Annotated in this window: 29 protein-coding genes; 6 read left to right on the forward strand and 23 right to left on the reverse strand. The window is 68.5% G+C overall.

From position 1 onward, the window contains the following. Positions 1 to 15: 15 nt before the first annotated feature. On the reverse strand, positions 16 to 378 hold the full coding sequence (locus ACQPYX_RS08895; RefSeq protein WP_433802535.1) for a DoxX family protein: 363 nt from the start codon (positions 376 to 378) through the stop codon (positions 16 to 18). Then, positions 375 to 818, reverse strand: a complete 444-nt coding sequence (locus tag ACQPYX_RS08900) for a cupin domain-containing protein (RefSeq protein ID WP_433802536.1) — start codon at positions 816 to 818, stop codon at positions 375 to 377. Before ACQPYX_RS08900 ends, ACQPYX_RS08895 begins: the two co-directional genes overlap by 4 nt. Positions 819 to 901: 83 nt before the next feature. Here ACQPYX_RS08900 and ACQPYX_RS08905 point away from each other — a divergent pair, with 83 nt between their 5' ends. The 3 genes from ACQPYX_RS08905 to ACQPYX_RS08915 are packed head-to-tail and all read left to right on the forward strand — an operon-like array spanning position 902 to position 3,407. After that, positions 902 to 1,789, forward strand: coding sequence for a LysR family transcriptional regulator (locus tag ACQPYX_RS08905; protein ID WP_433803696.1), 888 nt, complete (start codon positions 902 to 904; stop codon positions 1,787 to 1,789). A 26-nt stretch (positions 1,790 to 1,815) separates the two neighbouring features. Next, on the forward strand, positions 1,816 to 2,634 hold the full coding sequence (locus ACQPYX_RS08910; RefSeq protein WP_433802537.1) for an SCO6745 family protein: 819 nt from the start codon (positions 1,816 to 1,818) through the stop codon (positions 2,632 to 2,634). 47 nt (positions 2,635 to 2,681) lie between these two features. Continuing rightward, positions 2,682 to 3,407, forward strand: a complete 726-nt coding sequence (locus ACQPYX_RS08915) for an alpha/beta fold hydrolase (RefSeq protein ID WP_433802538.1) — start codon at positions 2,682 to 2,684, stop codon at positions 3,405 to 3,407. Positions 3,408 to 3,478: 71 nt separating this feature from the next. Here ACQPYX_RS08915 and ACQPYX_RS08920 read toward each other — a convergent pair whose 3' ends face one another. Then, a complete protein-coding gene (locus ACQPYX_RS08920; protein WP_433802539.1) occupies positions 3,479 to 3,799 on the reverse strand; it encodes a DUF6247 family protein in 321 nt (106 codons plus the stop codon). Between the two features lie 79 nt (positions 3,800 to 3,878). Next, the gene (locus tag ACQPYX_RS08925) at positions 3,879 to 6,077 is read right to left on the reverse strand and encodes a helicase-associated domain-containing protein (RefSeq protein ID WP_433802540.1); all 2,199 of its coding nucleotides are present in this window, start codon (positions 6,075 to 6,077) and stop codon (positions 3,879 to 3,881) included. Positions 6,078 to 6,197: 120 nt separating this feature from the next. On the opposite strand from ACQPYX_RS08925, the gene ACQPYX_RS08930 reads away from it, so the two are divergent. Then, positions 6,198 to 7,280, forward strand: coding sequence for an alpha/beta fold hydrolase (locus ACQPYX_RS08930; RefSeq protein ID WP_433802541.1), 1,083 nt, complete (start codon positions 6,198 to 6,200; stop codon positions 7,278 to 7,280). Here the strand turns inward: ACQPYX_RS08930 and ACQPYX_RS08935 are convergent. The 19 genes from ACQPYX_RS08935 to ACQPYX_RS09025 form a co-directional block, all read right to left on the reverse strand. Next, positions 7,277 to 7,795, reverse strand: coding sequence for a Uma2 family endonuclease (locus ACQPYX_RS08935; RefSeq protein ID WP_433802542.1), 519 nt, complete (start codon positions 7,793 to 7,795; stop codon positions 7,277 to 7,279). The two genes, ACQPYX_RS08930 and ACQPYX_RS08935, sit on opposite strands and share 4 nt — an antisense overlap. Before the next feature lie 33 nt (positions 7,796 to 7,828). Further along, entirely contained in the window at positions 7,829 to 7,957 is a 129-nt protein-coding gene (locus ACQPYX_RS08940; protein ID WP_433802543.1) for a hypothetical protein, read from the reverse strand. Between the two features lie 445 nt (positions 7,958 to 8,402). Continuing rightward, the gene (locus ACQPYX_RS08945; protein WP_433802544.1) at positions 8,403 to 8,768 is read right to left on the reverse strand and encodes a DUF5615 family PIN-like protein; all 366 of its coding nucleotides are present in this window, start codon (positions 8,766 to 8,768) and stop codon (positions 8,403 to 8,405) included. Next, positions 8,765 to 8,998, reverse strand: coding sequence for a DUF433 domain-containing protein (locus ACQPYX_RS08950; protein WP_433802545.1), 234 nt, complete (start codon positions 8,996 to 8,998; stop codon positions 8,765 to 8,767). Before ACQPYX_RS08950 ends, ACQPYX_RS08945 begins: the two co-directional genes overlap by 4 nt. 103 nt (positions 8,999 to 9,101) lie before the next feature. Then, positions 9,102 to 9,770 (reverse strand): hypothetical protein, encoded by a 669-nt coding sequence (locus ACQPYX_RS08955; RefSeq protein WP_433802546.1) that lies wholly within the window; start codon positions 9,768 to 9,770, stop codon positions 9,102 to 9,104. 6 nt (positions 9,771 to 9,776) lie between these two features. After that, on the reverse strand, positions 9,777 to 10,283 hold the full coding sequence (locus ACQPYX_RS08960) for a hypothetical protein (protein ID WP_433802547.1): 507 nt from the start codon (positions 10,281 to 10,283) through the stop codon (positions 9,777 to 9,779). Positions 10,284 to 10,471: 188 nt separating this feature from the next. After that, positions 10,472 to 10,753, reverse strand: a complete 282-nt coding sequence (locus ACQPYX_RS08965; protein WP_433803697.1) for a hypothetical protein — start codon at positions 10,751 to 10,753, stop codon at positions 10,472 to 10,474. Positions 10,754 to 10,924: 171 nt separating this feature from the next. Beyond that, positions 10,925 to 11,185 (reverse strand): type II toxin-antitoxin system Phd/YefM family antitoxin, encoded by a 261-nt coding sequence (locus tag ACQPYX_RS08970; protein ID WP_433802548.1) that lies wholly within the window; start codon positions 11,183 to 11,185, stop codon positions 10,925 to 10,927. A 557-nt stretch (positions 11,186 to 11,742) separates the two neighbouring features. Further along, positions 11,743 to 12,159, reverse strand: coding sequence for a prevent-host-death protein (locus ACQPYX_RS08975; protein WP_433802549.1), 417 nt, complete (start codon positions 12,157 to 12,159; stop codon positions 11,743 to 11,745). Positions 12,160 to 12,236: 77 nt separating this feature from the next. Beyond that, on the reverse strand, positions 12,237 to 12,749 hold the full coding sequence (locus ACQPYX_RS08980) for a hypothetical protein (RefSeq protein ID WP_433802550.1): 513 nt from the start codon (positions 12,747 to 12,749) through the stop codon (positions 12,237 to 12,239). A gap of 23 nt (positions 12,750 to 12,772) precedes the next feature. After that, the gene (locus tag ACQPYX_RS08985; RefSeq protein ID WP_433802551.1) at positions 12,773 to 13,234 is read right to left on the reverse strand and encodes a hypothetical protein; all 462 of its coding nucleotides are present in this window, start codon (positions 13,232 to 13,234) and stop codon (positions 12,773 to 12,775) included. 147 nt (positions 13,235 to 13,381) lie between these two features. Continuing rightward, entirely contained in the window at positions 13,382 to 14,302 is a 921-nt protein-coding gene (locus ACQPYX_RS08990) for a PGN_0703 family putative restriction endonuclease (protein ID WP_433802552.1), read from the reverse strand. Beyond that, positions 14,302 to 15,393, reverse strand: a complete 1,092-nt coding sequence (locus ACQPYX_RS08995; RefSeq protein WP_433802553.1) for an SIR2 family protein — start codon at positions 15,391 to 15,393, stop codon at positions 14,302 to 14,304. Before ACQPYX_RS08995 ends, ACQPYX_RS08990 begins: the two co-directional genes overlap by 1 nt. Positions 15,394 to 15,593: 200 nt before the next feature. Then, positions 15,594 to 16,424 (reverse strand): hypothetical protein, encoded by an 831-nt coding sequence (locus tag ACQPYX_RS09000; protein ID WP_433802554.1) that lies wholly within the window; start codon positions 16,422 to 16,424, stop codon positions 15,594 to 15,596. A gap of 3 nt (positions 16,425 to 16,427) precedes the next feature. Beyond that, positions 16,428 to 18,119 carry a hypothetical protein gene (locus ACQPYX_RS09005; protein WP_433802555.1) on the reverse strand — a complete coding sequence of 564 codons (1,692 nt, stop codon included), beginning with the start codon at positions 18,117 to 18,119 and terminating at the stop codon, positions 16,428 to 16,430. A 102-nt stretch (positions 18,120 to 18,221) separates the two neighbouring features. After that, entirely contained in the window at positions 18,222 to 20,342 is a 2,121-nt protein-coding gene (locus ACQPYX_RS09010) for a 3'-5' exonuclease (protein ID WP_433802556.1), read from the reverse strand. Further along, on the reverse strand, positions 20,342 to 20,509 hold the full coding sequence (locus ACQPYX_RS09015) for a hypothetical protein (RefSeq protein ID WP_433802557.1): 168 nt from the start codon (positions 20,507 to 20,509) through the stop codon (positions 20,342 to 20,344). The genes ACQPYX_RS09010 and ACQPYX_RS09015 overlap by 1 nt, the downstream gene beginning before the upstream one ends. A 157-nt stretch (positions 20,510 to 20,666) precedes the next feature. Next, positions 20,667 to 21,122, reverse strand: coding sequence for a hypothetical protein (locus tag ACQPYX_RS09020; protein ID WP_433802558.1), 456 nt, complete (start codon positions 21,120 to 21,122; stop codon positions 20,667 to 20,669). 63 nt (positions 21,123 to 21,185) lie between these two features. Next, positions 21,186 to 22,322 carry a DNA cytosine methyltransferase gene (locus ACQPYX_RS09025; protein ID WP_433802559.1) on the reverse strand — a complete coding sequence of 379 codons (1,137 nt, stop codon included), beginning with the start codon at positions 22,320 to 22,322 and terminating at the stop codon, positions 21,186 to 21,188. Positions 22,323 to 22,535: 213 nt separating this feature from the next. Here ACQPYX_RS09025 and ACQPYX_RS09030 point away from each other — a divergent pair, with 213 nt between their 5' ends. After that, the gene (locus ACQPYX_RS09030) at positions 22,536 to 24,446 is read left to right on the forward strand and encodes a hypothetical protein (RefSeq protein ID WP_433802560.1); all 1,911 of its coding nucleotides are present in this window, start codon (positions 22,536 to 22,538) and stop codon (positions 24,444 to 24,446) included. Then, a complete protein-coding gene (locus ACQPYX_RS09035) occupies positions 24,443 to 25,384 on the forward strand; it encodes a hypothetical protein (protein ID WP_433802561.1) in 942 nt (313 codons plus the stop codon). The genes ACQPYX_RS09030 and ACQPYX_RS09035 overlap by 4 nt, the downstream gene beginning before the upstream one ends. Positions 25,385 to 25,466 lie beyond the last annotated feature (82 nt).

The raw sequence follows: 25,466 nt of genomic DNA on the forward strand, positions 1-25,466 counted from the left end.
ACGGCGTGGAGGCGATCAGGACGAGCCGGCGAGGACCGCTGCAAGCCCGGCGAGGACCAGCAGCAACCCGTTCAGCCACAGGTCGCGGACCTCGTGCCGCGACAGGTGGAGCGCCGTGGCAAGGACCTGCAGGACGACGAGCCCGACGGCCGCGGCGACGGTGAGGGCGGGGGCGATGCCAGTCAGGGCGGGGAGGAGGAGCCCCAGGGCGCCCAGGACCTCGACCACCCCGAGGGCGCGCACCGCCGGCATCGGGACGACGTCGACCCAGGCCATCGTCGGCGCCAGCTGCCCGCGGGTGCGCACCAGCTTGAGGCCGCCCGCGTACAGATAGAACACGGCCAGCAGCACCGCGATCACCCAGAACGCGATCCTCACGGCGCGTACTCCTCGGTGATCACGGTGGCGTAGCGCGCCATCAGGTCCTCGATCTCGTCAGGCCGAGTCGCGGCGAGCTCGCGGAAGTAGGCGGTGTAGGAGGCCGGGGTGAAGGTGGTCAGCGCCCGGGCCGGCTCGTCGCCGGGGTTGGCGAAGGTGTGCGGCACCCCGGGCGGCACCGTGACCAGCGTGCCGGGCGCGGCGTCGTACTCCCGGTCGCCGACGGTGAAGCGCAGCAGCCCGGAGATGACGTAGAAGCCCTCGTCGTGCAGGGCGTGGCGGTGTTGCGGCGGGCCGGCGGTGTGCGGGGCGATCGTCCCCTCGGCGACCCCCAGGCGATGGCCCGTCGTCGTGCCGTCCTCGAGGATTCGCGTCGTCACGGCGGACCCGATCTGCAACCGTTCTGCGTCGTCCGGACCGACGACGCTCACCTCAGCCATGCCGGCCATGCTCGGCGCGGTCGTCCCCGGCGGTCCAAGACCGGGATCGGATGGGCGATAGCGGGCGGCTATCTTTGCTGCTCGTGGACCTGCGGCTGCTGCGCTACTTCGTCGCGGTGGCCGAGGAACGGCATTTCGGGCGGGCTGCGGCCCGGTTGTTCATTGCGCAGCCGTCGCTGAGCCGGGCGATCCGCGTCCTGGAGCGGGACCTCGGGGCGACGCTGCTCGAGCGGTCGTCCGGCGGCGTGGCGACGACCCCGGCGGGTGCCCTCCTGCTCGACGAGGCACGGCTCCTGCTCGAGCGGGCCGATCACCTACGGGTCCGGGTCGCCGCCGTGGGCGGGGACGCGGTGATCACGCTCGGCAGCCTCGCGGGCGCGGTGGAACACGCCGGTCCGGCGCTGGTGTCGGCCTTCCGGAGCCGGCACCCGGATGTCCGCGTCGACGTCCGCGAATCCGACTTCAGCGACCCCACCTGTGGACTGCGCGCCGGACTCGTCGACCTCGCCGTCACGCTGGCACCGTTCGACACGACGGGTCTGGCGGTGCAGGTCCTGCGCACCGATCCCGTCGAGGTCGTGCTGCGCGCGGACGACCCGCTCGCCGGGCGATCCGCCGTGACGTCCGAGGATCTGGCCGACCGCCCGTGGTTCCGGATGCCACCTGGAGCCGACCCCGTGTGGAGCGCCTTCTGGGGCGGCGGGCGCGGCGGGCCGGTGGTGCACACGGCCCACGAGTGCCTGCAGGCGGTGCTCTGGAACGGCAGCGTCGGGCTCGTCCCGGCGGGCCACGACGTCCCCGCCGGCCTCGTCACGGTCCCGCTGCGCGACCATCCGCCCGCCGAGCTCATCGTCGCCTGGGACCCGCGCCGGGCGGGACCGCTGGTGCGGTCGTTCCTCGCCGGCGTGGTGGCCGAGGAACGGCCTGCCGGACGTGTCGAAGGAGGCTCTGCCCGTTCGACGTCGGGATGAGTCCGCCGCACCGAGAGGCCCTGATCATGACCGTCGCCCGCCGGATGTTCGACCTGCTCGAGCCGATCTGCCTCGTCACGTACCTGGAGGACGAGGTCAACGAGGAATACGCCGCGCTCGGCCACCGCACCTACTGGGACGGCTATTTCGCCGCGCGAGCCGCCGGGCTGGGCCGCGTGCCGGCCGAGGTGGTCGACGCGGCGTTCTACAGCTTCGCGCCCGGTGAGGTCGCGCGGCACATCCCGAGCGCGTGGGACACCGCGTCGCCGGAGGCGTCGTTCGCGGCGCAGCGGCGGGGGAGCGTCGCGTCGCTGCGCCGGATCCTGGGCGCGCAGGCCGACTCCCCGAAGGTGGCCCGCGCCGCCGACCTAACTCTCAAGGCCGCGTTCGGCGCGCCCGTCGCGGGCCGGGTGATGTACGCCGGGATGCGCACGCACGAGGTGCCGTCCGAGCCGCTAGCCCGGCTGTGGCACGCCGCGACGATCCTGCGCGAGCACCGCGGCGACGGGCACGTCGCCGCGCTCGTCGGCGCACGGATCGGCGGGACCGAGGCGCACGTCCTGTCGGCGCTGGACATGGGCATCTACCCGGCGGAGTCGTTCGGGCGCATCCACCACCTGCCGAAGGCGCGCCTCGCGGCCGTGATGGACGGCCTGCGGGCGCGGGGCGTTCTCGACGACGAGGGCCGGTTGAGCGACGCGGGTCAGCACCTCAAGGACGGGATCGAGACACTGACCGACGAGCTCGCCGAGGCGCCGTACGAGGCACTGACAATTGCAGAGCTGGACGAGCTGATCGCTCTGCTGGAGCCGATCGCCGCGGCGGTCGTGGCAGCGCGTTCCTGACGACAGGTCTGGCGGTTCCAACCCGTCGTCGGGAATTCTCTGTTGGCGTGTTCGTCCGAGCCCACGACGGGACCGCGATCGCCTACCTCGAGCTGGGCGTGGGGCGGCCGCTGGTCTTCGTCCACGGCTTCACCGGCAGCGCGTCGCAGCTCGTCGACGAGGGCCCGGCGCGGGCGCTCGCGGCGGCCGGCTTCCGCGTGGTCCTACCCGACCTGCGCGGACACGGGGACAGCGACGCCCCGCGCGACCCGTCCGCGTGGCCGCCGGACGTCCTCGCCGACGACGGGCTCGAGCTCGTCGAGGCATTGGGGCTCGACGACTACGAACTCGTCGGCTACTCGCTCGGCGGACGGGTGGTGCTCCGCATGCTCGCTCGCGGGGCACGGCCGCGGCGCGCGGTGATCGCCGGTCAGGGACGTGCGAGCGCTGCCGCGGAGGGGCCGAACAGCGCGTCGTTCCGCAGCCTGCTGTCCGGGATCGTCCGGGGCGAGCCGCTGGACCCGTCGGCGCAATGGATCGTGGACCAGAGATGTGGCGCGGTCGCTCTGCTGCATCTCCTGGACACCTACGTGGCTAGTCCGGACGCCGTCCTGGCCGCGATCCCCGTTCCGACCCTGGTCCTCACGGGCGACCAGGACCGGGCCCGACTCACGGCTCCCGACTTGGCCGCGGCGCTCGGCGACGGTCGCTTCCGCACCGTGCCTGGCGACCACCTCGCGGCGATGGTCGCGCCCGAGCTCGCCGAGGTGATCATCGAGTTCCTGACGGGCTGACGCTCTCGACCCGTCGTCAGGAAGGTCAGGTCCGAACGATTGGAGCCGTGTCTGACGGACACGCTCTCCGGCTACATCCCGGCCTTGGCCCGCGTGACCGCGAAGGGCTCATCGGTGGGAATCGGCTGGCCGGTGAAGAACGCCGCCGCCCGGCGGACCGTGCGCCGGAAGGCCTCCGGGTCGGACTGGGCGATGGCCTGCCGCCGCCAGTTCTCGAGCAGGTCGTGCAGTGGTTCGAGGTCGTCGTCGTGACGGGCCTGCTCGAGGGCGCTCTCGTACGCCGCGTCGAAGACCGGCTTGTCCTCCGGCAACAGCGCCGCCCGGATGGCCGCGGGCGAGGCTCCTCTCGCGAGGGATCCCGGTCGGTCCGGGACAGATGACGATGTGCTCATGACAGCACCGTAGGTGGCTCCGCCCTGTGAGTAGTAAGCCGTGCCAGGACACGGATTACTACTCACGAGGCGAAGCCACCTACGCCGGTCCGACACCCAGGATCGACGTGACCGTGAAGTCGCGGACGTCGCCCGCCTGGTGGCACCACGAGCGAAGCCACCGGTGCTGGAACACCTGCGGCGTGATCACCCGGTTGCCCACCGACCCGCTGCTGACCCGGTACGTGATCCGCACCGGGGACGTGTGGTCGAGCGCGTACGCGAGCTGGTCGAGTTCGTCCGACGAGAGCCGACCGCCGGACGCGTGCGCCAGCCGCTGCGCCGTCGGGTTCACCCGCGCGTCCGACGACCGCAACCGCCGCAGGAACTCGGCCGCCGGCACGGACGTCGTCGTGATGTCCTCCAGCGGCTCCGCCGTCTCGACCTGTGCACGTTCCACCGCGACCGCACCCGACCCGTCGTCGAGCACCGGGCTGTACCCGGCGTCGCGGAGCAGCCGCAGCACGACCGCGGGCGGCTCCGACGAGCCGAGCACCGTCGACGTGATCCGTCGCCAGCCGAGCTTGCGCAACGACCGGGCCGCCGCGAGCTCGAGCGCCAGGGACTCGTCGGCGACCACGCAGGTGCGCACCTCGTGCACGCGGATCGAGCCGTGCACCCGTGCGGCGTCGTGGACCAGATAGTCCAGCGGCTGGGGGATGTCGCCGGCGAGGTGCCGGAGCCCGGCGAGCAGGGTGTCCGCGGTCCAGCCCGCGTCGAGGGCCCGGCGCACGCTGCGGGTGGAGAATCGGTGCACGGTCGCGGCGCCCCGCGCCTCCACGTCGGCGGCATCGGTCAGCAACCGCTGCCCCTCGTCGTCGGGAACGCCGGAGACGACGGCGGTCAGGTCGGACTGGAGCACCATCTGGCAGGCGACGTCGCCCAGCAGCTCCTCGACCCGTCCCGACGACGGGTCGAGCGGCCCGAGCGCGTCCCCGTCGCCCATCCCGAGCCGGCGCGTCTCGTCCACCACGGCGTGTGCGATCGCCGCGCGCCAGTCCTCGGGACCACGCATGGGTGCGTACCAGGCGATCTCGTCGCACGCGGCCCGCAGCGACCGACCGTCGCGCCCGACGCGGAGCAGCGCTCGGCGGATCGAGCTCGAGTCGACGATCGGCGGCAGTGGGGGAGCGGACTCGGTGCTGTCGGGGTCGACGCGGTGGGTCGGGCAGTGGGGGAGGTCGATCCAGGCCGTGGCGAGGCTCGACCACCGACGGGCGGCCGGCTCCGCGCGCCACTCCGGGTAGCGGTCGGTCGTGGTGAGTCCGCCCGCGCCGGGCGCGACGAGGCCGAGCGCGAAGGCGAGGTCGAGCGCCAGGGCGAGCTGGGCGTCGTCGGGAAGATCGAGGGCCTTGACCAGGCGTGTCCGCTCGCGCTTCCCGACCCCGCCCGCCTTGATCTGCGGCACCGGCGACGCGCGGAGGTGGTCGAGGACGGCGCCGACGTGGCGGAGGAACTCCTGAGCCGCGCCCGTGGTGTCCCCGGCGACGGCGGTCGGGAGGGTCGGAGGCCCGGTGACCTTCGCGACGAGCAGCCAGACGGCGATCGCCACCTCGTGCGGCACTTCGAGCGCGCGGTTGTGGAGCACGAGCATCCCGCGGTCGACGAGACCCTCCTCAGCGGCCTCCAGACGGTAGGCGTAACCGTCGCCGGGACCGAGGATGCCGGCGAGCCGGTGCAGGAGCGGGCGGTCGAGGGCGCGGACGCGGCCGGCGACGCCGAGGACGTCGTGCAGCGCCTCGACGACGGCCTCCACCAGCTCGGGCTTGCGCAGCCCGGCCGTCGAGACTCCGTGGGCGTCCGCGAGCACCCGCAGGTCTTCGACGACCATCGAGCGGACGAGAACCGTGATCGGCGCGCCGCCGCCGAGGTCGGCGTGGAAATGCCGGTCGACGCGCTCGGGGAGACGGAGGTACGCGCCGTCGGGGTAGGCCAGGCCGAGCGCGACGAGCCGGTCGACGACCGCTTCGACGACTGCGTCGTCGGCATCGAGCAGCGCGGCGATCGTCTCGGGAGCGGACTGCGGGCCCAGCGCGGCGGCGGCCCGCCCCACCTCGACGGCGTCCTGGTCGAGCTCCGCGAGGGCGTCGAACAGGGAGTCCGCGGTGCACAGCCGGTCGGCCAGATGCGCGAGATCCCGGGGGACGGGCTCGGCGCAGACGTCCCGCCGGCGGATCAGGAGCGCGGCCAGCGCCTCGTCGTCGAGGGTCTCCAGGTATTCGGCGAAGGTGAGGGCCACGGGCGCCAGTCTCCGACGGGGTCCTTCCCGACGACGGGTCGGGTCCGGCGGCGTTGACCGTCGCCTGTGAGCTGAGCCACGCTCTGCGCGGATGCTGTTCCGCTCGACGAGGAGAGGTCGATGTCCACGGACACCCCGCACGTTCCCCCGGGCCGACTCGGCGATCAGGCGCTCACGCTCGGCACCGACCCCCGCTCCGACCCTCGGATGGTCGCCGTCTTCGGCGCGCTCGGGGCGCTGGACCACCCGCCGGCCAACCCGCTCACCCGGGACGCCGGCCGCGAGACGATGCTCGGGTTCAGCGTCGCGGCGGAGGAGGCGTTCGAGGGCCTGTTCACCGTGCTCGCCCAGGACCTGAAGCCGGTCGACGGGGTGTCCCACGAGGTCCGGACGGTGACGCGCGACGGGCACGAGATCGCGCTCCACGTCCACCGCCCGGACGGCGTCGACGGCCCGCTCCCGGTGATCGTCCAGATCCACGGCGGCGGCATGGTGATGCTGTCGGCGACCGGCGCGCTGTACTCGCACTGGCGCGACGAGCTCGCGAAGGCGGGCGCGGTCGTCGTCGGGGTGGACTACCGGAACGCCGGCGGTGTCGCCGGCGCCAACCCGTTCCCGACCGGCCTCGACGACTGCGCGGCCGCCGTCCGCTGGGTGTACGCGAACCGTGCCGAGCTGGGCGGGACCCACATCGTGGTCACGGGCGACTCCGGCGGCGCCAACCTGTCGCTCGCGGTGGCGATCAAGGCGAACCGCGAGGGCTGGGTCGGCGAGATCGCCGGCGTCTACGCGCAGTGCCCGTACATCCTCGGGCGCTGGGAGGAGCCGCCCGCGGAGCTGCACTCGCTCTGGGAGAACGACAAGTACTGGCTGGACCGCGCGCTGTTCCCGCTGCTCGCGGAGGTCTACGACCCGGACGACCGCAACGTCGACGACCCCACCTGCTGGCCGCTCCGCGCTCAGCCCGACGACCTGCGCGGGTTGCCTCCGCACGTCATCTCGGTCAACGAGGTCGACCCCCTGCGCGACGAGGGCGTCGCCTACCACCGCATGCTGCTGGACGCGGGAGTCCCCTCGATCGGCAAGGTCAACCTCGGCCTGTGCCACGTCGGGGAGCTGCTCTTCCAGAACGCGATGCCCGAGGTGTACGCCGAGGCGGTCCGGGACGTGACGGGGTTCGCGCGGTCGCTGGCCTCGTCCTAGACGACATCCTCGCCACCGTCCCAGATCAGCGTCAATCGACCCTCGACGGTCTCGAAGGCCACGCCGAGGACCTCGGAGTACGTCGGCTCGACGACCCGGCCCGCGCGATACAGCGTCGCGGTCCGGGTCTCGGGCTCGATGACGAGCACCTCCCGCACGCCCAGCTCGTCGTACCAGGGGAGCTTCGCGAGGGTCTCGTCCTGCGGCGACAGGATCTCGACGACGAGCTCGGCGCCCTCCGCGCCGCGGGAGGACCCGTCGTCGGGACGGCGGTAGAGCTGATCGGGCACGCGGTAGTCCTCGCCCGTGCGGAACAGTCCGGTCTCGACGCGCGTGACGAGACCCCGACGCTTGGCCAGGGGACCGAGCAGCATGACGAGCTCCGTCGACAACCCCTGATGCGTGTCACCGGGCGGGGGCACCATGTGCAGGACCCCGTCCCAGACCTCGTCGCGGCGGTCGAGGCCGCGCGAGCGCCGCTCGGCCAGCAGCGACTCCGGGACGACGGCTCTCATGGCCCGAGGGTAGGTCGCACGGTTCCGTCGGCACTAGCGCACAGCGTCCGGAGCGATGGACTCGACGTCGGTGGCACCCGGCCCCGCGTCCTCCACCGCCGCCATGAGGTGGACCCAGAAGGCCACCAGCGCAGCCTCGAGCGGCGCCAGCAGTGGGAACACCGGCGCATAGTCCGGGGCGAGATCGTGGAGAGACCCCTCGAGCAGCGCGGGCGTGAGGTGGAGCCGGCACTCCGGGACGCGTTGGCCGGGCTGGCCCCGCAGGACGACGACGGCCCGTCCACCTCTGGCGCCACCTCTCCGGCCTCGGTGAGCTGCACGAGCTTCGTCACGAACAGCTCGTCGTCCGTCGTTGCCATCGGCTCCTCCTGTCATGACGTCGTCATGGGTACAGAGGTCCGCGGAGTCCGATCGGTTCCATCGAGATTCCCGGCAGGAGGATCGGACGGACCGCTGCGGTCTGACACCCGCGTCGGGCCCGGCCTTGGTCGAGCTCGGCGTGGCCGCCACGGAGACGTACACGGCTGTCGAGTTCCTCGACGACATCGGTCGGTGGCTGGCCTTCGGTCCCCGCCTCGTCGCGAGCCGTCGATCCAGCGGCGGTGCTCTACGAACTGTCGGGGGAGTGGAGCACGAGCGCGGCCGAGGTGAGTTCGACGAAGGCGACCTCGTCGAGCGCCACCACGATCGACTTCAGGTGCTGGTCGATCAGAGCAAGGAGCGCGCGGTTCGTGATGTTGCCGGTCGCGATCACGAGCAGGCGGGCGGGCTGTCCCTGGATGAGGTGGGAGTCCCGGAAATCTCGGTCCTTCGTGACCACGACTCGGTCCTCGCGGTCAGCGACCTCGGCGATCTCCGCGTCCGAGGTGCGGTTGCCGTTCGGGAGATCGGTCGTGCGCACGGCGTCGTGACCGGCATCGCGCAGGGCTCCCGCCAGGCGAGCGGGCAACTGCGCATCGACCAGGAACCTCACGCGGCGCCGAGAGGAATGGTCCTGGCCCGTCCGGCCACGAGGGATCCGAACTCGAGCGCAGCAAGGATGTCCTCGCGCTCGAGGTCTGGATAGTCCTCGAGGATCTCCTCCATGCTCATGCCGGAGGACAGCAGCTCCAGCAAGAGGGAGACCGGGAAGCGCATCCCGCGGATGGTGGGCTGGCCGTGGCACAACTCTGGCCTCGTGGTGATGCGCTCGAGCCGCGACATGGCTTGAACGTACCTCGGCTCCCGCCGGGGGCGCGGCGATACAAGCCGGTCCCCACGTCGCGCCCGCTCGTGACCGACGACCTCCCGGCCGACATCCGCCTCGTCAGCGCTCACGAACACCGACCGATCCGTCTGCTCGCAGTTCCAGGTCGGTCCCGCCGGCGTCGATCGCCGCCTGCAGCTCGGCGATGAGTTCGACGACGGCGCCGTCTGGATGAGCAGCACGGCGGAAACGGTCCGAGAGCACGCCGAACGGCAGCCGTATCCGCACCGGTTGCGGAAGTGCCTTGCCGTCCACTTCACGAAGGACGAGAGTCTGGGCTTCGAGATGCACTTCTGCCTGGCCTCGATCCGCGAAGTGCTGGATCAGCCGGTCGTACCGCTGCTGGTCGACCCACTGCTCTTCCTGCTCACGCGTCGAGGGAAGGCGGGTCAGGTCGGGGCGGAACGCCCCGACCCCGTCGGGCGTCGGCACGAGTTCCGTCTCGCCCGGAGCAGCGGTCTGGATCGCCTCGTCGAGGTGGACGAGGAACAACCGCCACGCGGCTTCCAGCGGCTCGACGTCGGGGAAGGCGGACGCCGATCGACCGGCCGTCGACCGCAACAGCGGTCCGAAGGTTGCCGGGGTCACGCGGAGGTGCATGAGCTGCATCAGGCTGCGGTCCTCGAACGCGTCGATGACGACGCCGTCCGCTGTTCGCTCGACGACGCCACCCTCACCGATCGCTGTGAGGAGCCTGGCGTAGAGGACCTGATCCTCCGTGGAGGGCATCTCGCCTCACCTCGGGTCGCGGCTGTAGAAGCTGGTCAGGAGCTTGCCATCCTGCGCGGCGACCCCGACGACGACCCAGTAGGTCACCCGGACCTGTCCCTCCTGGTCCTTGATCTGCAGCGGCGACTTGTAGGTCCAGGTGTTCCGCTCCGGGTTGAAGCGGGGGTAGCCGGGCTGCGGAATCGTCAACGTCTGTCGGATGGCGAAGTCAGCCAAGCCCTGCCATGGCCCGCCGGTGTAGACGGCGAGATCGGACCACTGCTTCCCGTGCTCGTTCGCGATGTGTCGCTGGCCGAAGGCCCGATTGCCACACATCAGCACCGCATAGGTCCGCGACGGTCCGCTGACGGGAGGCTGGACGGGATAGGTCTTGACCGGCTTGCTCTCGGGGTCGGTACGTCCGCACGCCGCCCACGGCGGCGCGCCCGACTGTGCGAGCGCTGATGACGGGACGAGAGGACCGACGAGACAGACGAAGAGGGCGACGAGGAGAACGCGCAGGCGGGTGGTCACGGCCGGCTCCTGACGACGAGTGGCAGAGCTCTTCGTGGGCTTGGACTGCGGCCGGGCCCGATCGGTTCCATCTTTCTTCGGCGTCGCGGCTACCCCTTGAACATCTGTCTCCCATGCCAGGCCACGTTGGTCCGCGTGGACGAGCGACAAGGGTCGCGCCCGCCAACGGTTCCGGCCCGCCTCTCGCCTTATCCGACCGCAGCGGCTACCGGCTCGAGGACCGCGACCTCGGCCGCGTCCCCGCGGCCAGCAAGACCGACGACCAGCTTGATCGACAACCGCGAGGAATCCGTTGATGCCGTCGCCAGGGGTCCGAGTTCAGGCGCCGTTGACCAGCACGTCCAACTGCGGTCACGGCACGGAGCGCCGCGTCCGGGTGCACGTCCCTCAGCGTCGTAGTGGTATCGGCAGGCGTCGATGCGCATCTCGTCCTCGACGACGTTGTAGACGAGGTGGTGCTCATCAGTGATGCACCGCGACCAGTAGCCGCAGAAGCCATGCTTGAGCGGCTCAGGTCACCGATGCCCTCGTTGCCGTCTCGCACGATGTCAATGATCAGCACGTTGATCCGCTTGAGCACCATGCGGTCCTGGACCTGCCACCAGAGGTAGTAGGCCCGGGCCTCTCGTCCCAAACCAGTTTCACGGTTCGGGATCGACCAGTTCATGGGTCGCGCCGGCTCCGTTCTCCAGGCGATCGATGGAGGCTAGCAGCCGGCGAGCGTTCTCAGGGCTGCGCAGGAGGTAGGCGCTCTCCTTCAGCGACTCGTACTCGTCGAGCGCCACGATCACGACGGGGTCGTGCCCTGCGCGGGTGATCACGACCTCTTCGCGATCATCGACGGCGGAATTGAGGACCTCGGCGTACCGCGCGCGACTCTCCGAGTAGGACATCGTCTTCATGGGACCACCTCCGCGTACAACGAACTGCGCTCCGTACGTCTGCCGTCAGGTCGAACGTGACGGTTCTGCACGGGGAGCAGGGCGGGCGTCCGCGGCACCCGAGCGGTCCTCGGACGACGCTGATCGTCCAGGCTTCAGTGGCCCTCGGTCCAGAACTGGTGGAGGCGGGCTATCGCTCCCTCCTTGCTCATGGCCTTGACCTCGCTCTCGTCAAGCCCGACGCGAGAGAAGAGGAGAGCGACGACCTGCGCGGGGAGGGCGCTGTCGGGTGCTGAACGCACCCCGCGGTCAGGCGGTTCGCCACGCTGAACGCACGACCAGAAGGTCGCTTCGTCGACGTCGAGCTCGTCACGCAGGATGTGCGTCCACAGAGCCTTGCCGTACGTCTAGCGGTCCGGCGGATGGGAGACCCGCGTACGGAGGACGCGCCCGTCGGGGAGCGCGAGTTCGTAGGTGACGTGGTGCGTCCCGGTGCGTCCGCGCGCATCACGGACCGGCCGCCAGCCCTCGGCTCGACAGAAACCGTCCGCGATCCTGTCGGGTCGGCGCCGGGAGGGTCACGACGACGGACCGGTCAGCCAGCTTCGTAGCTGATCGTCACTGCTGAGGCCGATCATCTGGACGAGGCCCCACTGCTCGCGGTGGTTGGGCGCGTGGAGGAGGCGGTCCTGCGAGTCCGCGGCGTAGTCCCGCAACGCCCCCACCATCTCGTCGATCGCCTCGTCGAAGCTCGCGCCATCCGCCGCGATGGGCAGCCCCGGGAGGAACACCGACCAGCCGCCGGCCTCGGGAACCACCTGTGCTCGAGCCGGGCCTCGCGTGGCGAGGAAGTGCCGCAACCGTTCGACGTCGACGACCGCCGCGGTCGCTGCGTTGCGACGCACGGTCGCGAGCCGACCCCGCTCGGCGGCGTCGAGGAGGTCCTTGAGGTGCGCGCGAGCCTCGGAGTAGCTGTCGCAGTGGACTTTGGACACGCCCGCCTCCGCAGTGGTGCTTACATAGCGTACGTGGGTCGCCGTCGCATGCCTCTCATCGCGCGCGGCAGTGTCAGTCACGTCCCGTCGACCGACCGTCGAGCGGGCTGGGGCCTGTTGAGGTCGAGGAGATAGACGGCGTCGTGATCGACGGCGCTCACGGGCGGGCTGGCCGCCAGATCGACCACCTCGGCGGTCACTGCCCGGATTCGATCGACGGACCACAGCCTGACCCCGTCCGGAACCAGGGGCCACAGGACGCCGTCCGTCGCCCAGAGCTGTGGTTCTACGACGAGGCGGCCCCGCACGGAGATGGTGCCCCGGTGGCTGGCGTCCAGGGCGGTCACGATCGGCTTCACCCACCCGGCGTCGATCACGAGGGGCGCCTCGGGGGAGGGAGCCAGCACGGTGCCCGACACCGTGGTCGTGGGCACGGCGTCTCCGACCTGAACGATGCCAGCCATGTCCGCGCCGAGGTCGATGTGCGCCGGCTCCACCGCGAACCCGAACTCAGCCGTGCCCCCGACGACGAGACCGCCGAAATCGCCGTCGGCCAGCATCCACGCAGGCAGGACGGCCACAAGGTGCACGGACGACACCATAGAAGGCGGCGTCACGCGCGATTCAGCTCGTCGGGGCACCGCTCTATCCCCTCGCAGTAGGCCGTGATCACGCCGACAGGGCGGCCGTCCGGAGGTGTGCCACGGCGCGTGAAGGTGCTCGTGTCGACCACGACGCGCAGCCGGAGGTCGAAGCCTCCTCCGACGGCGTGCGCGACGTACACGACGCGTGGTCCTTCCGGCGGCTGCTTGTTCTGCCGCCCCTGAATCGTCAACGCCATGGCCCGCAGACTGCAGAAGTTGTGTTTCCAGCATGCCTTCGCGTGGCCGAGCGTCAGGTCGCCATTGCGAACCGGCACCTCGACCCCGTCCTGGTCCCGGGCGAGCAGGATCAGTCCGAAGTACTCCTCGTCGGAGACGGGTCGCGGGTCTGCCTCCGCCACAGCTCCCGACGTCGTCGTGATCGCGAGCGCGACGAGAAGCACCGCCGCCGACTTCGTGATGATCGCCTTCATGGCTACCTCCCGGGTCCTCTACTCGCACGGACTGGGCGAGGGACCGTTCGGTTCCGTGTTTTTCCAGCGTCCGGTACGAGCTGATTGGGAGGCGGGACACGCGCGGGCGCTCCGCCCGGATCGCCGAGGCTCGACCGGTCCGTCGCGTCAGCCGCCGGCCACTGCCCCGGCCTCGCCCAGGTATCGATCGCTCAGCGCGCGGAGCCAGTCGGCGTCAGTTGCCTGGCCGAGCCCGCCGATCGCGCTCTCGAGCGTGAGGACGTCGACGGTGTCCTGCCGACCCACGAGCCCTCGATAGCGCGCGACCGCGTCCGAGCAGTGTCGGTTCCCCTCGGGAAACAGGACGACGAACATGCCCTCCTGCCACCAGTCATCGACGGCGAGCATCTGGAGCGCGAGCAGGTGGTCGAACCAGAGTTGCTGGAGCGGCAGGGTCTCGAGCTCAGCCATCGCGCACTCCGCGACCAGGCCGTGGGCGCGGGTGAGCTCCCGGTACCGCGAGTCGTTGCGGACAGCGCTGCCCCGCAGATCCTCGTGGTACTTCACCTCGATCCCGACGAACCCGCGACCACGCGGGCCGCGGTAGGTCACGAAGACGTCGAAGGCGCTCTTGTTGCCCGTGTACTTCATGTCGCCGCGACCGGGCGACCACTCGAACGCGATCGACTCCACCACGTCGACCCGCCGTGGCCACCACACTTCGAACACCTGCGCGGCCAACTTGAGGTCCGCCGCCAGCTCGCCGAAGAGGTTGAAGCACAGGGGCTGGCTGGAGAGCAGGTCGCACCAGAGCCGGTCCTCCTTGAACAATGCGCCGCGCTGCTTCTCGGCGAGCGCGCGCTGCACGACCGTACGGATCGTCGGCGTCAGGTAGTTAGCCATGCGGGGTGGCAGGCCGTCGGCCTCGGTCAGTCGCGAGCCGAGCGGCACACCTCGATGGAGCCCAGCGTCGAGTCCCTGCCCTTCCCGCCACCGCGCCTGCCGCAGCCGCGCCTCCCGCTGCCACGCGTTGTCGCCGGCGACCCAGGCGTGGTGCTGCTCGAGGACCGCCCGGCTCGGGGTCGCCATCAGCCCCGCCACCCCAGCGACCGGAGCAGCCCGTCGACCTGCGCCCGCGCCTGGCCGTCGCCCTCGATCCGGCCGGCCAGACCGAGCAGTTCGTCCGCGAGCTTCCGGTCGGTGTCCGACTTCAGCGAGTCGTAGACGGGGTCGAGCAGGAACGACACGTCGTCGCTGGCGAGCTGCACGACCCGGTCGAAGAAGATCTCGAGCTTCCGCGCCGCGGAGGCGTCATCAGCACCGTCCATCGAGAGGTATTCGAGCTCCCCGGCCCACAACGACCGCTTGACGAGGTCGCCCCTCAGCTCCAACGCCGTCCCCATCCCGCGCGGCTTCCCGGCCTCGACGAGCGCCTGCCGCGTCGCATGGGCCATGCGGAAGAAGTTCTCGTCGGTGAAGGAGAAGCCGGCGAAGAGGACGTGCTTGGTCATCAGCATGCCCTGCACCAGGCCGGCCAGCGCCCTGCTCCGTTCCCCGAACCGCAGGTAGTCGTCACGGGTCAGGACGATGCCCTTCCCGGTTCCGAGGTCGCCGTGCACCTTGAGCAGCCATTCCTGAGCCGGCGCCTCGAACGGCAGCACCGCGACGGGTCGCCCCTGGTCGCGGCGGGCGGTCTCGAAGAGCTGGTCGTAGTTGGTGGTCACCGTCTGCGCCACGGGTAGCGCCGCGAGCAGCGCGTGCGCCAAGCCGTAGCGGCGCTGGGGGAGGACCGCACTCAAAGCTTCGACAAGCTGCACCGTTCCACCGAGCTTCCGGACGGCGAGCGTGGCCGCGTCCCGCGGGTCGAGAACGGCGATGGCCTTGGCTTCTTCGGCCACGACGCCTGCCCGCTCCAGCAGGAGCCCCAGAAGGTCCTTCCACAGCGGCAGTCCGGCGCTCACGCTCACCCCGGCGCCGAGGAAGAGCGCGAGTTCCCGACGCCGGGCGCGGTCGGCCAGCGCGCCCGCCGTCGCCTCCTGCGTCTCGTCGGGGGGCTTCTCGTCACGGACGCGTCGGACGTGCTGGACCGCGGCGTGGTCGCGGTCGGTCCACAGCACCAGCGCGACGTCCTGCTCGTCCGCGGCGCGCTCGTCGAGCAGGTCGAGGATCGCGCTGATCACCTCGCCGCGCTTCGCGCTCGCGCCGCCTCGCCCGACCCCCGACCAGCGGCAACGCCGTCAACCGCCGTTCCCGACGATGGAGGGGCTTCTCGCCGAGTGCGGCGATCATCGTGAGTACATTCCAGACGGCGTGGACGCACCACTCGACGGGTTCGGACCCGGTCCCGCCGGCTGAGCTGCCGCAGCCGACCCCGAAGGGGCTAGGCTCGCGCTAGTGCCCTCCTTCTCAGCGACTCCTGTAGCGATCTATAGACGATGTAGGGCCTATCGGGCCCGATTCCGTCCTCTCGACTGCGGAACAAGCGATAGACGGCTTCAAAATTCTCCTTATCCTTCTTCCAGTCGCCGCACAGAATTTGCTGGTCCCGCCAACGGCCAATAGTTGCTCTGTATACCGTTTGATTATATTCGCGCACCAGACTTAGGCAAACCGAGGCGGCATCTTGCAGGTGGGACACCTTGATAGACAATTGGACGCGTCCAGCGTCCTGCACTCCTAGTGCCCGTGCATTTCCTCGGCTTAGAAGACCCTTCGAGTGCACGGCCGCGTGGCGCATGTGACAAACCTTGTCAAAGTTCTCGATCGCTACGCCAAGCGAATCAGATTCCTTCCAAGAGACCCCGGCAACAGCTTTTGTCTGTCGGCGGATTTCTCCCGCCGAAGAGAAGCTGACCCGCTCGAAGAGTCCCCGGGCGGCATCGTGTGTTCCGTAGAAGGAAAGAGCGCCGAGAGGGATTTCGTCGTCGGCGATTTTGTCGGCGGCTATCGGGCACACACGAGTTAGTTGGAAGAGGAGTTCGCGGAAGTAGCCCTCGACCGACGTAACCAAGCTCAGGATGAGAAGTCTCCCTAAACTCTCGTTAGACGATAGGTCCTCCGGCTGACCCAAAACCAAAGTGGATCGAACGTCCTCGATTAACGCATCGATTGGGCTGACAGATGACGAGTGTCGAGTGCACGCAGAAGAGCAATCTAGGTTCATCGTGGTTGCGGGCGCGTTGACAATCTCCCAGGTCTCCGCTTCGGGCATGATCTACACGCTCACGAACTCTTCGGCGTAACGCTTGATGCGCTTCGACCACACTGGACCCACGCGAGGTGCCTTTCTCAGCTGTGTGTTGTCCTCGTCAAGAAGAATATCGTTTACAGTTTTGATTGCGGTATGATTGGTCAAGCTTGCAAGCTTATTTTTTGTAAGTGGGAGTCTTTCAATCGGAGACTTAAGCAGTTCATCATAGACAGAAACGGTGCTCAATTCGCGGCCACAGTTCATGCAGAACTTTGCCCCCTCGAAAAGACGTGGGGTCCCACAATTCTGACAAGGGGCAAGATCTAGTGTGCAACGCTTCTCGTAGGACTTTCCCAGGAGTCGTTCTGGCGTCGTTCGCACGAAGGCATGGCCGCTTCTTTGACTGAGTGACGACACAATTGAATTTGTGCTGAAACTGCGGCCCAGGCTGAGGCTATTGGCCTCAATAATTAGGCTATAGTGAATATCATATCGCTGGAAGACGCCCTTGACGCCACGTGAGACCGTTGATGCGTCTCGCATAACGCCCGCATACTCGAGCATCGAGAGCATCCGTTCGAGGTCCTGGCTCACAGGACTTGGGAATGCAATAGTGACGGCCTTCTTGTCTCCCGACGTGGTAGCGTTATATTTCTGAACTGCACCGAGAGATTCGTTAGTCAGCTCGACTCCGAGTTGCACGAAGTTTTTGTAGCGTGGAAGTTTGCCTGACAAGCTCTCGAATAACTCTCTCACGGACGCGGCATGGTCTCGAACTGCGGCCTCGGCTCGCGCGCGAGTTGGAGCTTGGACGTCCTCCTCTTCTACACCTAGCAGATTCGAGAGCATGACCAAGAATCCGCGCGGGATCCCGAAAGCCGCTAGGGCTAAATAGTCTACAAGTTCCTCGCGACCTTGCAGTCTCTTCTTGAAGCCCTCCGGGAGTCTGCGATCAACGATTTCGCGCATCGTAGCCAAGTAATTCTCTTCGTTTGGTTGATACCACGCTTCCACAATCCGGGCTTCATGACCCACGTGGAAGTTCGGAGAGTAGCTTGTGATTCCAGGATAGACGGCTGCCTTGGCTGAAACAATTCGTGATCGAAGCTCGCGGAAGATCTCGAAAAACTCCCGCTGCTGTTCCGGGGAGAAGGCGTGCGCTGCATCGTCGAGCAAAAGGATGCAACGACGTCTTGCAAATTCTCTGGTCCAGGCTTCAAGGAGCCTGACTAGCTCGGTCGGACCCAGCATCCTCTCTGGTGGATCGCCTGCTGCTCCTGTCTCCAACTCCTGTACGAATCGATGACCCTCTTGCAGGAGGGGGGTGAGTGACTCAGGAATTTGGAGCCCGGATGATTCTACGAACTCACCGTAGCCAAGGATAATTTTGATAAGGACCCATTGTCTAAATAGGACAAGGGCGTTCGCAGCTTTGTGAAAGAGCGGCTCAAGAGCGAGGGACTTGCTATAGTTGACATAAACTGGAACGTCCTTGCCGGCCTCTTGCACCTCGAAATAGGCCTGTCGCAAAAGCGTTGATTTTCCACAGCCACGGGGTCCGCTTAGGAGCTTTGCTCCCGGTCCTCGCAGTTCTGACAAGATCGCCTTATCGCGATCAGTAGTTGCAGTCCAGCTGGTGAGCTCGGCTCGCGTTAGGTACTCCGCGCGTTCTTCGAAGACGCTTGCGAGCATCTCCGTCTCCTCGTCGGCGGTCAACTCTAACTCCCGATCTTATCGTGTCTGTGTTCGACTCTTGGGTGGCCGTAATTTAATTGACTCAATTGAAAGATGTATTCGTGGGGACTCTACGCGGCGGAGCTAATTACGCTCCATCCGCCGAATAAAATTGCTCGCTGCGCCTGACCACGTGACCACGAGTTGATCCCGTGCGCGGCTGCAGGCTACATAGAGCAGCGACCTCTCTCGTGCTCGTGCAAGCGCACGCTCGGATTCGGGAGAGCTCGCCATAAGCCATTCGAGCGGAAGCACTCCGTCCCGCGCACCTACCACGAGTACGCGAGAGAATTCAGAGCCCTTCGAGCGGTGCATCGTCATGAGTTGCACCCCACTGCCCCCACCAGGTCCTCCGCGGTCGACCACCTCGACGTCGACGCCAGCGTCCCTGAGAGCCCTATAAGCTTGATCCCGCTCCTGACTCCGTCGTGATAGCACAGCAATAGCGTTGGCCTCGAGCCCCTCGTGGAGCCAATCCCGGACGGTCTCTGAGACAAAGCGCATCTCCTCCGCGTCGTTGACGAATCCGTGCGTCTTTGGTGGGGGGCCGTCGAAGGAGGAGTGATATCCAACGGTGGTTTCCATGTCGCCGTCAAGGTCGACGAACGGCTCGCCGTCGATCACGGACATGGCGAAGCGGAGATTCTGCCGCGTGGTGCGGTAGTTCAGGGTGAGGCGTCGTGAGCGCCCCCGCGTCTCGATACCGAAGTGACCGAGCACGATGCGCTCTCCGTAGATGCGCTGGTGGCCGTCCTCGCAGAGGAACATGTCGTTGGGACCGGGCTCGACCAGACCGCGGAGGATGCGCCAATGTCCGGCGTGCAGGTCCTGGCCCTCGTCGACCACCACGTGGTCGTACCGCGGCGCCTTCTCCCGCAGCTCACTGTCCGCCAGGATCGTGGCGGCCCGACTCGCCAGCAGGTCGTAGGTCGTCCGCCCCTCGGCCTCGACACCGCGTTCGAAGGCCTCGAAGACCCGCCAGACCGCGGTGCGCTGCACCCGGTTCAGACGCACCCCGCGTCCCGTCCGACGAGCCTTGAGGTAGGCCTGCTTCGTCGGCTCGGGTTGGGCGAGGACGACCGTCCGGTACTCGCTCGCGAGGAACGACGCTGTCAGCTGCGGGATAAGGTCGGCAGGGACTCCTCCCGCGTACACGGCCTCCTCCCAGCGCTGGTCCTCCTCCCGACCGTTCAGCGGCTGCCCGGCCTGTCCGTCGACGGCCTCGACGACCCGGCGGACCAGCTGGTCTACCCCGCTGACGTCCGCGCGCGCGGCCGCGTCGGCCGTGACCAGGCTGCGGAGATCGACGCGCAGGTTTGCTGCCAGGTTGCGGGTGAAGGTGCAGAGCAGGACACGGCCGCGTGCGGCGAGGAAAGCCGCCCGGTGAAGTGCCACGACGGTCTTGCCCGTACCCGCGCCACCCGCGAGACGGAACGGCCCGTTGTAATTCTCGCGGTAGGCGATCGACCGCTGAGTGGGGTGCAGGTAGGTCCGCCATGCTACGAAGTCGCCCTCCAGCATGCGGCGCAGCTCGTCGTCGTTGTCGAGGTAGACGAACTCCATGCGGCTGGCGGCACGCTGGACCGCGGCCAGAGGGTCCTCGACGTCGGCCGGCTCGTCGTTGCCGTACGTCGCCCGGACGTCGTCGAGGGACGAGCCGGTGGCGAGGTCGAGAAGGACCTGCTGCTGCCAGGCAGGGAGATCGCCGGCGAGTTCGAGGATGTCGTCCTCGGTGGTCAACCGCACCGCCTCGGCCGCGACCTCGGCGTTGATGCCGACCCCGATCAGCTCGTCCGGGGTGAAGGGAAGGACCTGCGGGGAGTCCGTCCTGACCGGGCGAGTCTTGAAGTCACCGACCTTCTTCGAGATGGCGGCGGGTCGGTAGAGCTCGGTGGCGCCGTTGGCCGGGTTGACCTCGTAGACGAGCGTGCCCGCGAGCTCGTAGGCCTCGTCGTGATTCTTTACGGCGGCGAGCAGCCACATCGGCTCGGGCTTCTCTCCGACGGCGAAGAGCACCGCACGGTACTGCGGGTCCACCCGTGCGGTACGGACCCGCGGGTCGGCCGGGTTCTTCGGCTTCTTGAGATCGAGCCCGGTCAGGTCCGCGTTCGCTGTGAGTTTGCCGAGGAAGTCCCACGCCTTGGCCTTGATCGAGCCGTCGAGCTCGAGGTCCTTGTGGAACTCCTTGGACATGATGACGCCCATCAGCCCTCGTCCTCCTCCAGCGCCTTCGGGACGTCGTCGACCTCGGGTGGCGCGGAGAAGGTGCTCGCGGTGCGGCGGACCAGCTCGGTGCTGTGGGTGCACCGGACGCGCCAGCCTTTACCGACCCGCTCGCAGCTCGAGACAATCCACTCCTCGTCCCGGACCACGATCGCGCTCCCCGCTGCGAATGCCGCGTCGACCGTCAAGCCCTCGCCCCCCGGCGCTCTGGATCACTTGGAGGAGTGAACCCTAATCGGGCGACCAGATCTACGCGTCGACCGCTTGGGGGTGCGTGCAGGGTCGTCGCACCGCCTCACACCTGGCTCACGGACGGCGCAGGCCGAGGCTCGTCCCCTGACGCCAACGGACCCGGACCTCCGCGATCTGACTGAACCAGAACTCGTCGTCCGACCGGCTGGGTGACAGGAGTCCGAAGTGTCGGGCGGCGTCGTAGAACCCCGGGCCCGGCTCGTTGCTCGCCTTCCCGTAGACCAGGGCCGTCAGCAGGGGAAGGCCGCTGTCGACGCAGGCTTTGACCAGGAGCAGCAGGAACTCCGCGACGAGGAGGTTCCAGGCGGGATGATCACGGAGGTCCGTCTGCTCGACCAGGCCTCGATAGAACAGAAGGCCCTCGGGCCGTGGAGCTGCGGCCTCGAGGACGTCACGCATCTGACGGGTGATCGTTCGCCACTGGTCCTCGGACAGGCCCCAGTCGCTCCTGCCGCGCTCTTCGAAGTACCAGCGCAACGCGACCTCGATCGCACCATCCGTGATCTCCACGGCTTCCCCTCTGCTCTGACCGGCCTAGCGGGGACCGGTTCCACAAGACGACCGGGAGCCCGATCAGAAGTTGAACAACATCGGCTCGAGCTCCTGGCTGCGTGATAGTGCCTGGGCCCGTGGCAGGAGACGATCGAAATTGGCCTCCCGGACCTCCGGGCTCCACTTCTCCCGGACGAGGTTGTCGAGCATTCCGTCGGGCGGCACTCTGTCCAGCACCGCCGCCAGCACATGTGCGCCGAGCCGGGGGGGTATCGCGTTGCCGACCTGCTGGCTCTGGCGTCGACCCGACCAGGGGTAGCGGGCCGGGAAGGTCTGGAGCCTCCCGGCCTCCTGGATGGTCAGTCTGGAGCGGGACTCCGTGATTCCTGGGCCCTCGAGCCTGGTCCGATCGATCTTCCCGGTGATCGTCGCGGCAGGTTGCTTCGAGGTGCGTCGGCCTCGCGCGCTCGGGTCCCCGCCGGTCCCGTAATTGGAGACCGCGACGAAGTGGCCCCGGCGCTTGATCGTCTCGCCGATGGTCGTCCAGGGAAGCAGGTCGACGTTCCCGGCCGAGCGGGCGACGCCCTTGCGATAGACGCGGTGGGTCGGCTCTGGCAGCAGGGGTTGATGGTCGCGGTGCGCCAACAGGACTGCGCGACGACGTGTCTGGGGCACGCCGAACTCCTCTGTGCGGAGAACGTCGACCGCCGTGCGGTAGTGATGGCGTCGGAGCACCCGTGCGAGCTCGTTCCACAGGGGAAGGACAGCAGGTACCTGCTCCAGAACGATGGCCTCATAAGGCCGGCCGGCCGCCTCCGCTTCCAGGATCCACCGGAGTGGTTGGAGCACGAGGCCGGTGCGCTCATCGTCGAGTGCTGCGACGTCATTGATGACGTCCGAGCCCTGATCCATGCGATGCATGAGGCCGACCACCTGCTGCAGGGCGCGTCGTCCGTTGCCCGAGCCGGCCACGGTGAAGGTCTGGCACGGTGGCCCGGCCGTCAGGATGGTGGCGGTCGGGAAGTCCGACGGTCCCAGCTTGCGGACATCTGCGTGCTCCGTTCGCAGGCCGGCCGCAGCGCGTGTCGCGCAGGCATCGTCGTCCCACTCGACACCTACCGAGTGGATCCCGAGCCAGGTTGCTGCAACGTCAAGGCCGCCCGGCCCGGCGAAGAGGTCGACGAGGCGAGCGTCCGGCAGAGGCTGCTCCGGGGCCACGGGGGCGGATCGTAGCTTCGTGCCCCCATCCGTTCGTCCGGTACACGGGAACAGGACGAACGAGTGGGCCCCACAGAGCATGATCGATCCGGAGTAACGGACGTCCGTGTACGGAACGATGTCGCGCCCTGTGAGGGAGATCGCTTCGGGGGAGATCCTCAAGTACTCTCCGGGCCCCGCGGGGCGGGTCGGGTCGAGGGGGTCATACACAGCGTGGTCGCTGTCTGGAAGTGGGAGCCTCAGAGCCCCACGTACGGGAACTACGGGAACGCCAACCAGTGGACGCTGAACGCAGGGCTCGAGTCCCTGGCGAGGGAGACCGCCCAGAACTCGAACGACGCGAGGCGTACCGATGAGCCCGCCGAGCTGGTCTACACGCTGATCCGTCTCACGGGTGAGCGGCGACGTCGGTTCGAGGAGGCCCTGGGCTGGGACCAGCTGGAGCCCCACCTGCAGGCGATGGGCTCTGCCGCGGTCGGCGCCGTGACCGCAGGTCAGATCCAGGCGAATCTCGAGGCGATGCGGAACGCGCCCTCGTTGACGCTGCTGCGCATCGCCGACTACGGCTGTCGCGGACTGGGTGGACCCGAGCTGACCGTCGGTGATCCCGCCGCCTACGGCGACTTCATCAAGCTCTGCCGGTTGGACCTCTTCAGCGGGAAGGACGAGGGAGCGGGCGGGTCCTTCGGCCTGGGCAAGGCCGTCTACTGGCGCTTCTCCAGAATCCAGACGGTCGTCTTCAACTCGTCCCTGCCGGCCGAGCCGGGCGACAGGCCACGGACCCGGCTCTTCGGGGTCAACCAGGGCGTCGTCCACCGCGTCGGGACACAGGGCTATCAGGGTCGTGGGTGCTTCGGGGGTCTCGACGACGACGGCAACGTCGTCTCGTCCTGGAACGACGACCGCCTCGCCGAGGCGCTCCACCTCGGCCGGACCGACCCGCGACCGGGAACCTCTGCCCTTCTCGTCGGTTTCCACGATCCGGATCGGCCCGAGAAGCTCCTGTACACGAACGAGCTCGCCGAGCTGCACGATCTCGCCAAGGAGCTGCGCAACGGTGTGGAGGAGAACTTCTGGCCGCTGCTCACCCGCGGGGGCCTCCGCGTCCGCATCGAGGTCGACGACGGCACCCAGATCCTCGAGGAGATCGTCGACCCGGAGGAGACGTTCACCGAACTGGTTCGGGCGCTGCGCAGGTTCGATCGCGGGGACGTCGACGAGAGCCTCGGGGAGCCGTACTCGGTGGTCGTGCGTGACATTCCCGTGGACATCTCCAGGCGACGCACCGGCAACAAGCACGGCAGGTTCCAGCACACCGCCAAGCTCGTCGTGACGATGTCCGATGCCCAGAAGGACACGCTCGAGAACCAGGTCTGTCTCTTCAGGCGCCCCGAGATGGTGGTGCAGAAGCTCCCACGGACGTTCGAGGGCAGGACGTACCACGCGTTCCTGGTCGCCGGTGCGGCGGTTCGGCCCTCGAACCCGACCGACGAGGAGGTCAGGGCCGACGACTTCCTGCGGTACGCCGAACCTCCCGCACACGACCGTTGGATCCCCGGTCGCGGCGCGTCGCAGGCGAACCTCGGAGCGCATTACGTCGCACCGTGGCTGCCCAACCTGCGGTCGATCCAGGACAACGTGATGACCGCCCTCGTGCAGCTCTTCGGCGCCCGGACGAGCGACACCGAGAAACCACCGCGGGCCGTGCTCAAGAACCTCGAGTTCCTCCGAGGCACCACGGGTTCGGGCGGGATCGGTACGACCTCGAAGAAGCCGGAGGTGGACATCAAGGCGTGGGCCGTCGAGGACGGTCGCTGGCACGTCACGTTCGAAATCCGAGCGCGGAACAGGCCGGAGGGTTGGGTGATGCGTCCTGCGCTCGCGCTCGTCGGACTCGATGGTTCGAACCAGGTCGTCCCGTGGGACTACCTCGAGTCGTTGACCGAGGACGCCCGGATCGTCGACGGCTTCCTCCACCTTCCTCGGATCGGTGGCCGCCGGTCGACGACCGTGCGGCTCCGGGCGGTCAGCACCGACCGCCTGCCCGTACCGGCGGGAGAGACAGGAATCGACGTCGTCCTGCGCGGGACGGCCCCTATGGCCGTGTCGGGAGCGGGAACGTGAGCGTCCGCTATGCCTGGCCGACCCTCGCCGAGGCCCCTCAGGTCGAGCTCCGGGAGCTCCGCCTCGACGGCGCGGAGTCCCGGCGGATCGCCGTTGAGCCAAACCATCTCCGGGTCGTCCTCCCCGAGGACGAATCGTGGCAACGGTTCAGTTGTCAAGTGGTGGCTACGACGGACGAGGACCTCTCCGTCTTTGAGGACCTCGTGTGCTACGCCGTGGCGGCCTCCCGGGACGCTGCTACACGCGTGCCCTTCGTGCTGTCGGGCCTGCCAGGGGAGGGGCGCCTCGAGCTCCACCGGGACGAGATCGCCCGGAACGCCCTGCTGACGGTGGACGCAGCGGCGTCGTACCGAGGTCGTCGGCGGGTCGTCGGGCGTGCCGCGCCGTGGACCGTGGTCTCCGAGATCGGGACGGCTCCTCGTCCGCCGAGCGGTCTGCCGTTCGCGATGACCTGGCTGGACTTCACCGCGGAGGGCGCGCCCGACGTCGTGCGAGGCGCCCCCCAGGCCTCTGCGGTCATGGAGACCGGGATCGGTGCGGTGCCCGCCCTTCTCCTCAACTCCGCACTCCCAGGCTTCAAGGACCTGCTGCACGCCGACTCGGCCAAGCTCGAACGTCGCCGGCTCAGGGACCTGCTCGGCAGCGACGTGGCGCGCCTCGCGGTCTCGTCGCTGCTCCGTGCCGCGGCCTCCGAGATCGTCGAGGCGGACGACGGAACCGTGATCGAGCCTCAGGACGATCTCCACCGTCAGGTCTGCGAGGCCGTCGTCGAGGTCGTCAACGGCGTGGGTTCGGTCGAGGAGCTGTATCAGCGTCTCGCCGTGGAGCGGACCGACGTCGGCGGTGACCTCTGGAGTCGACTCGACCTGGCGATCGACGAACTGGTCGGTCGACGAGCGGCCGTGGCCACCGCCTGTGAGGAGAGTCGGGTTGTCTGAGCTCCGCAGGCTCACGTCGGCCGAGCCGGTGGGATCGGAGGACCCGGACGAGGTCCGCGAACGGTCCGAGCCGGTGCTCCGT

Origin of the sequence: Actinomycetospora sp. CA-084318 (assembly GCF_050955885.1) — a bacterium.
In the GTDB taxonomy this organism is placed as follows: Bacteria; Actinomycetota; Actinomycetes; order Mycobacteriales; family Pseudonocardiaceae; genus Actinomycetospora.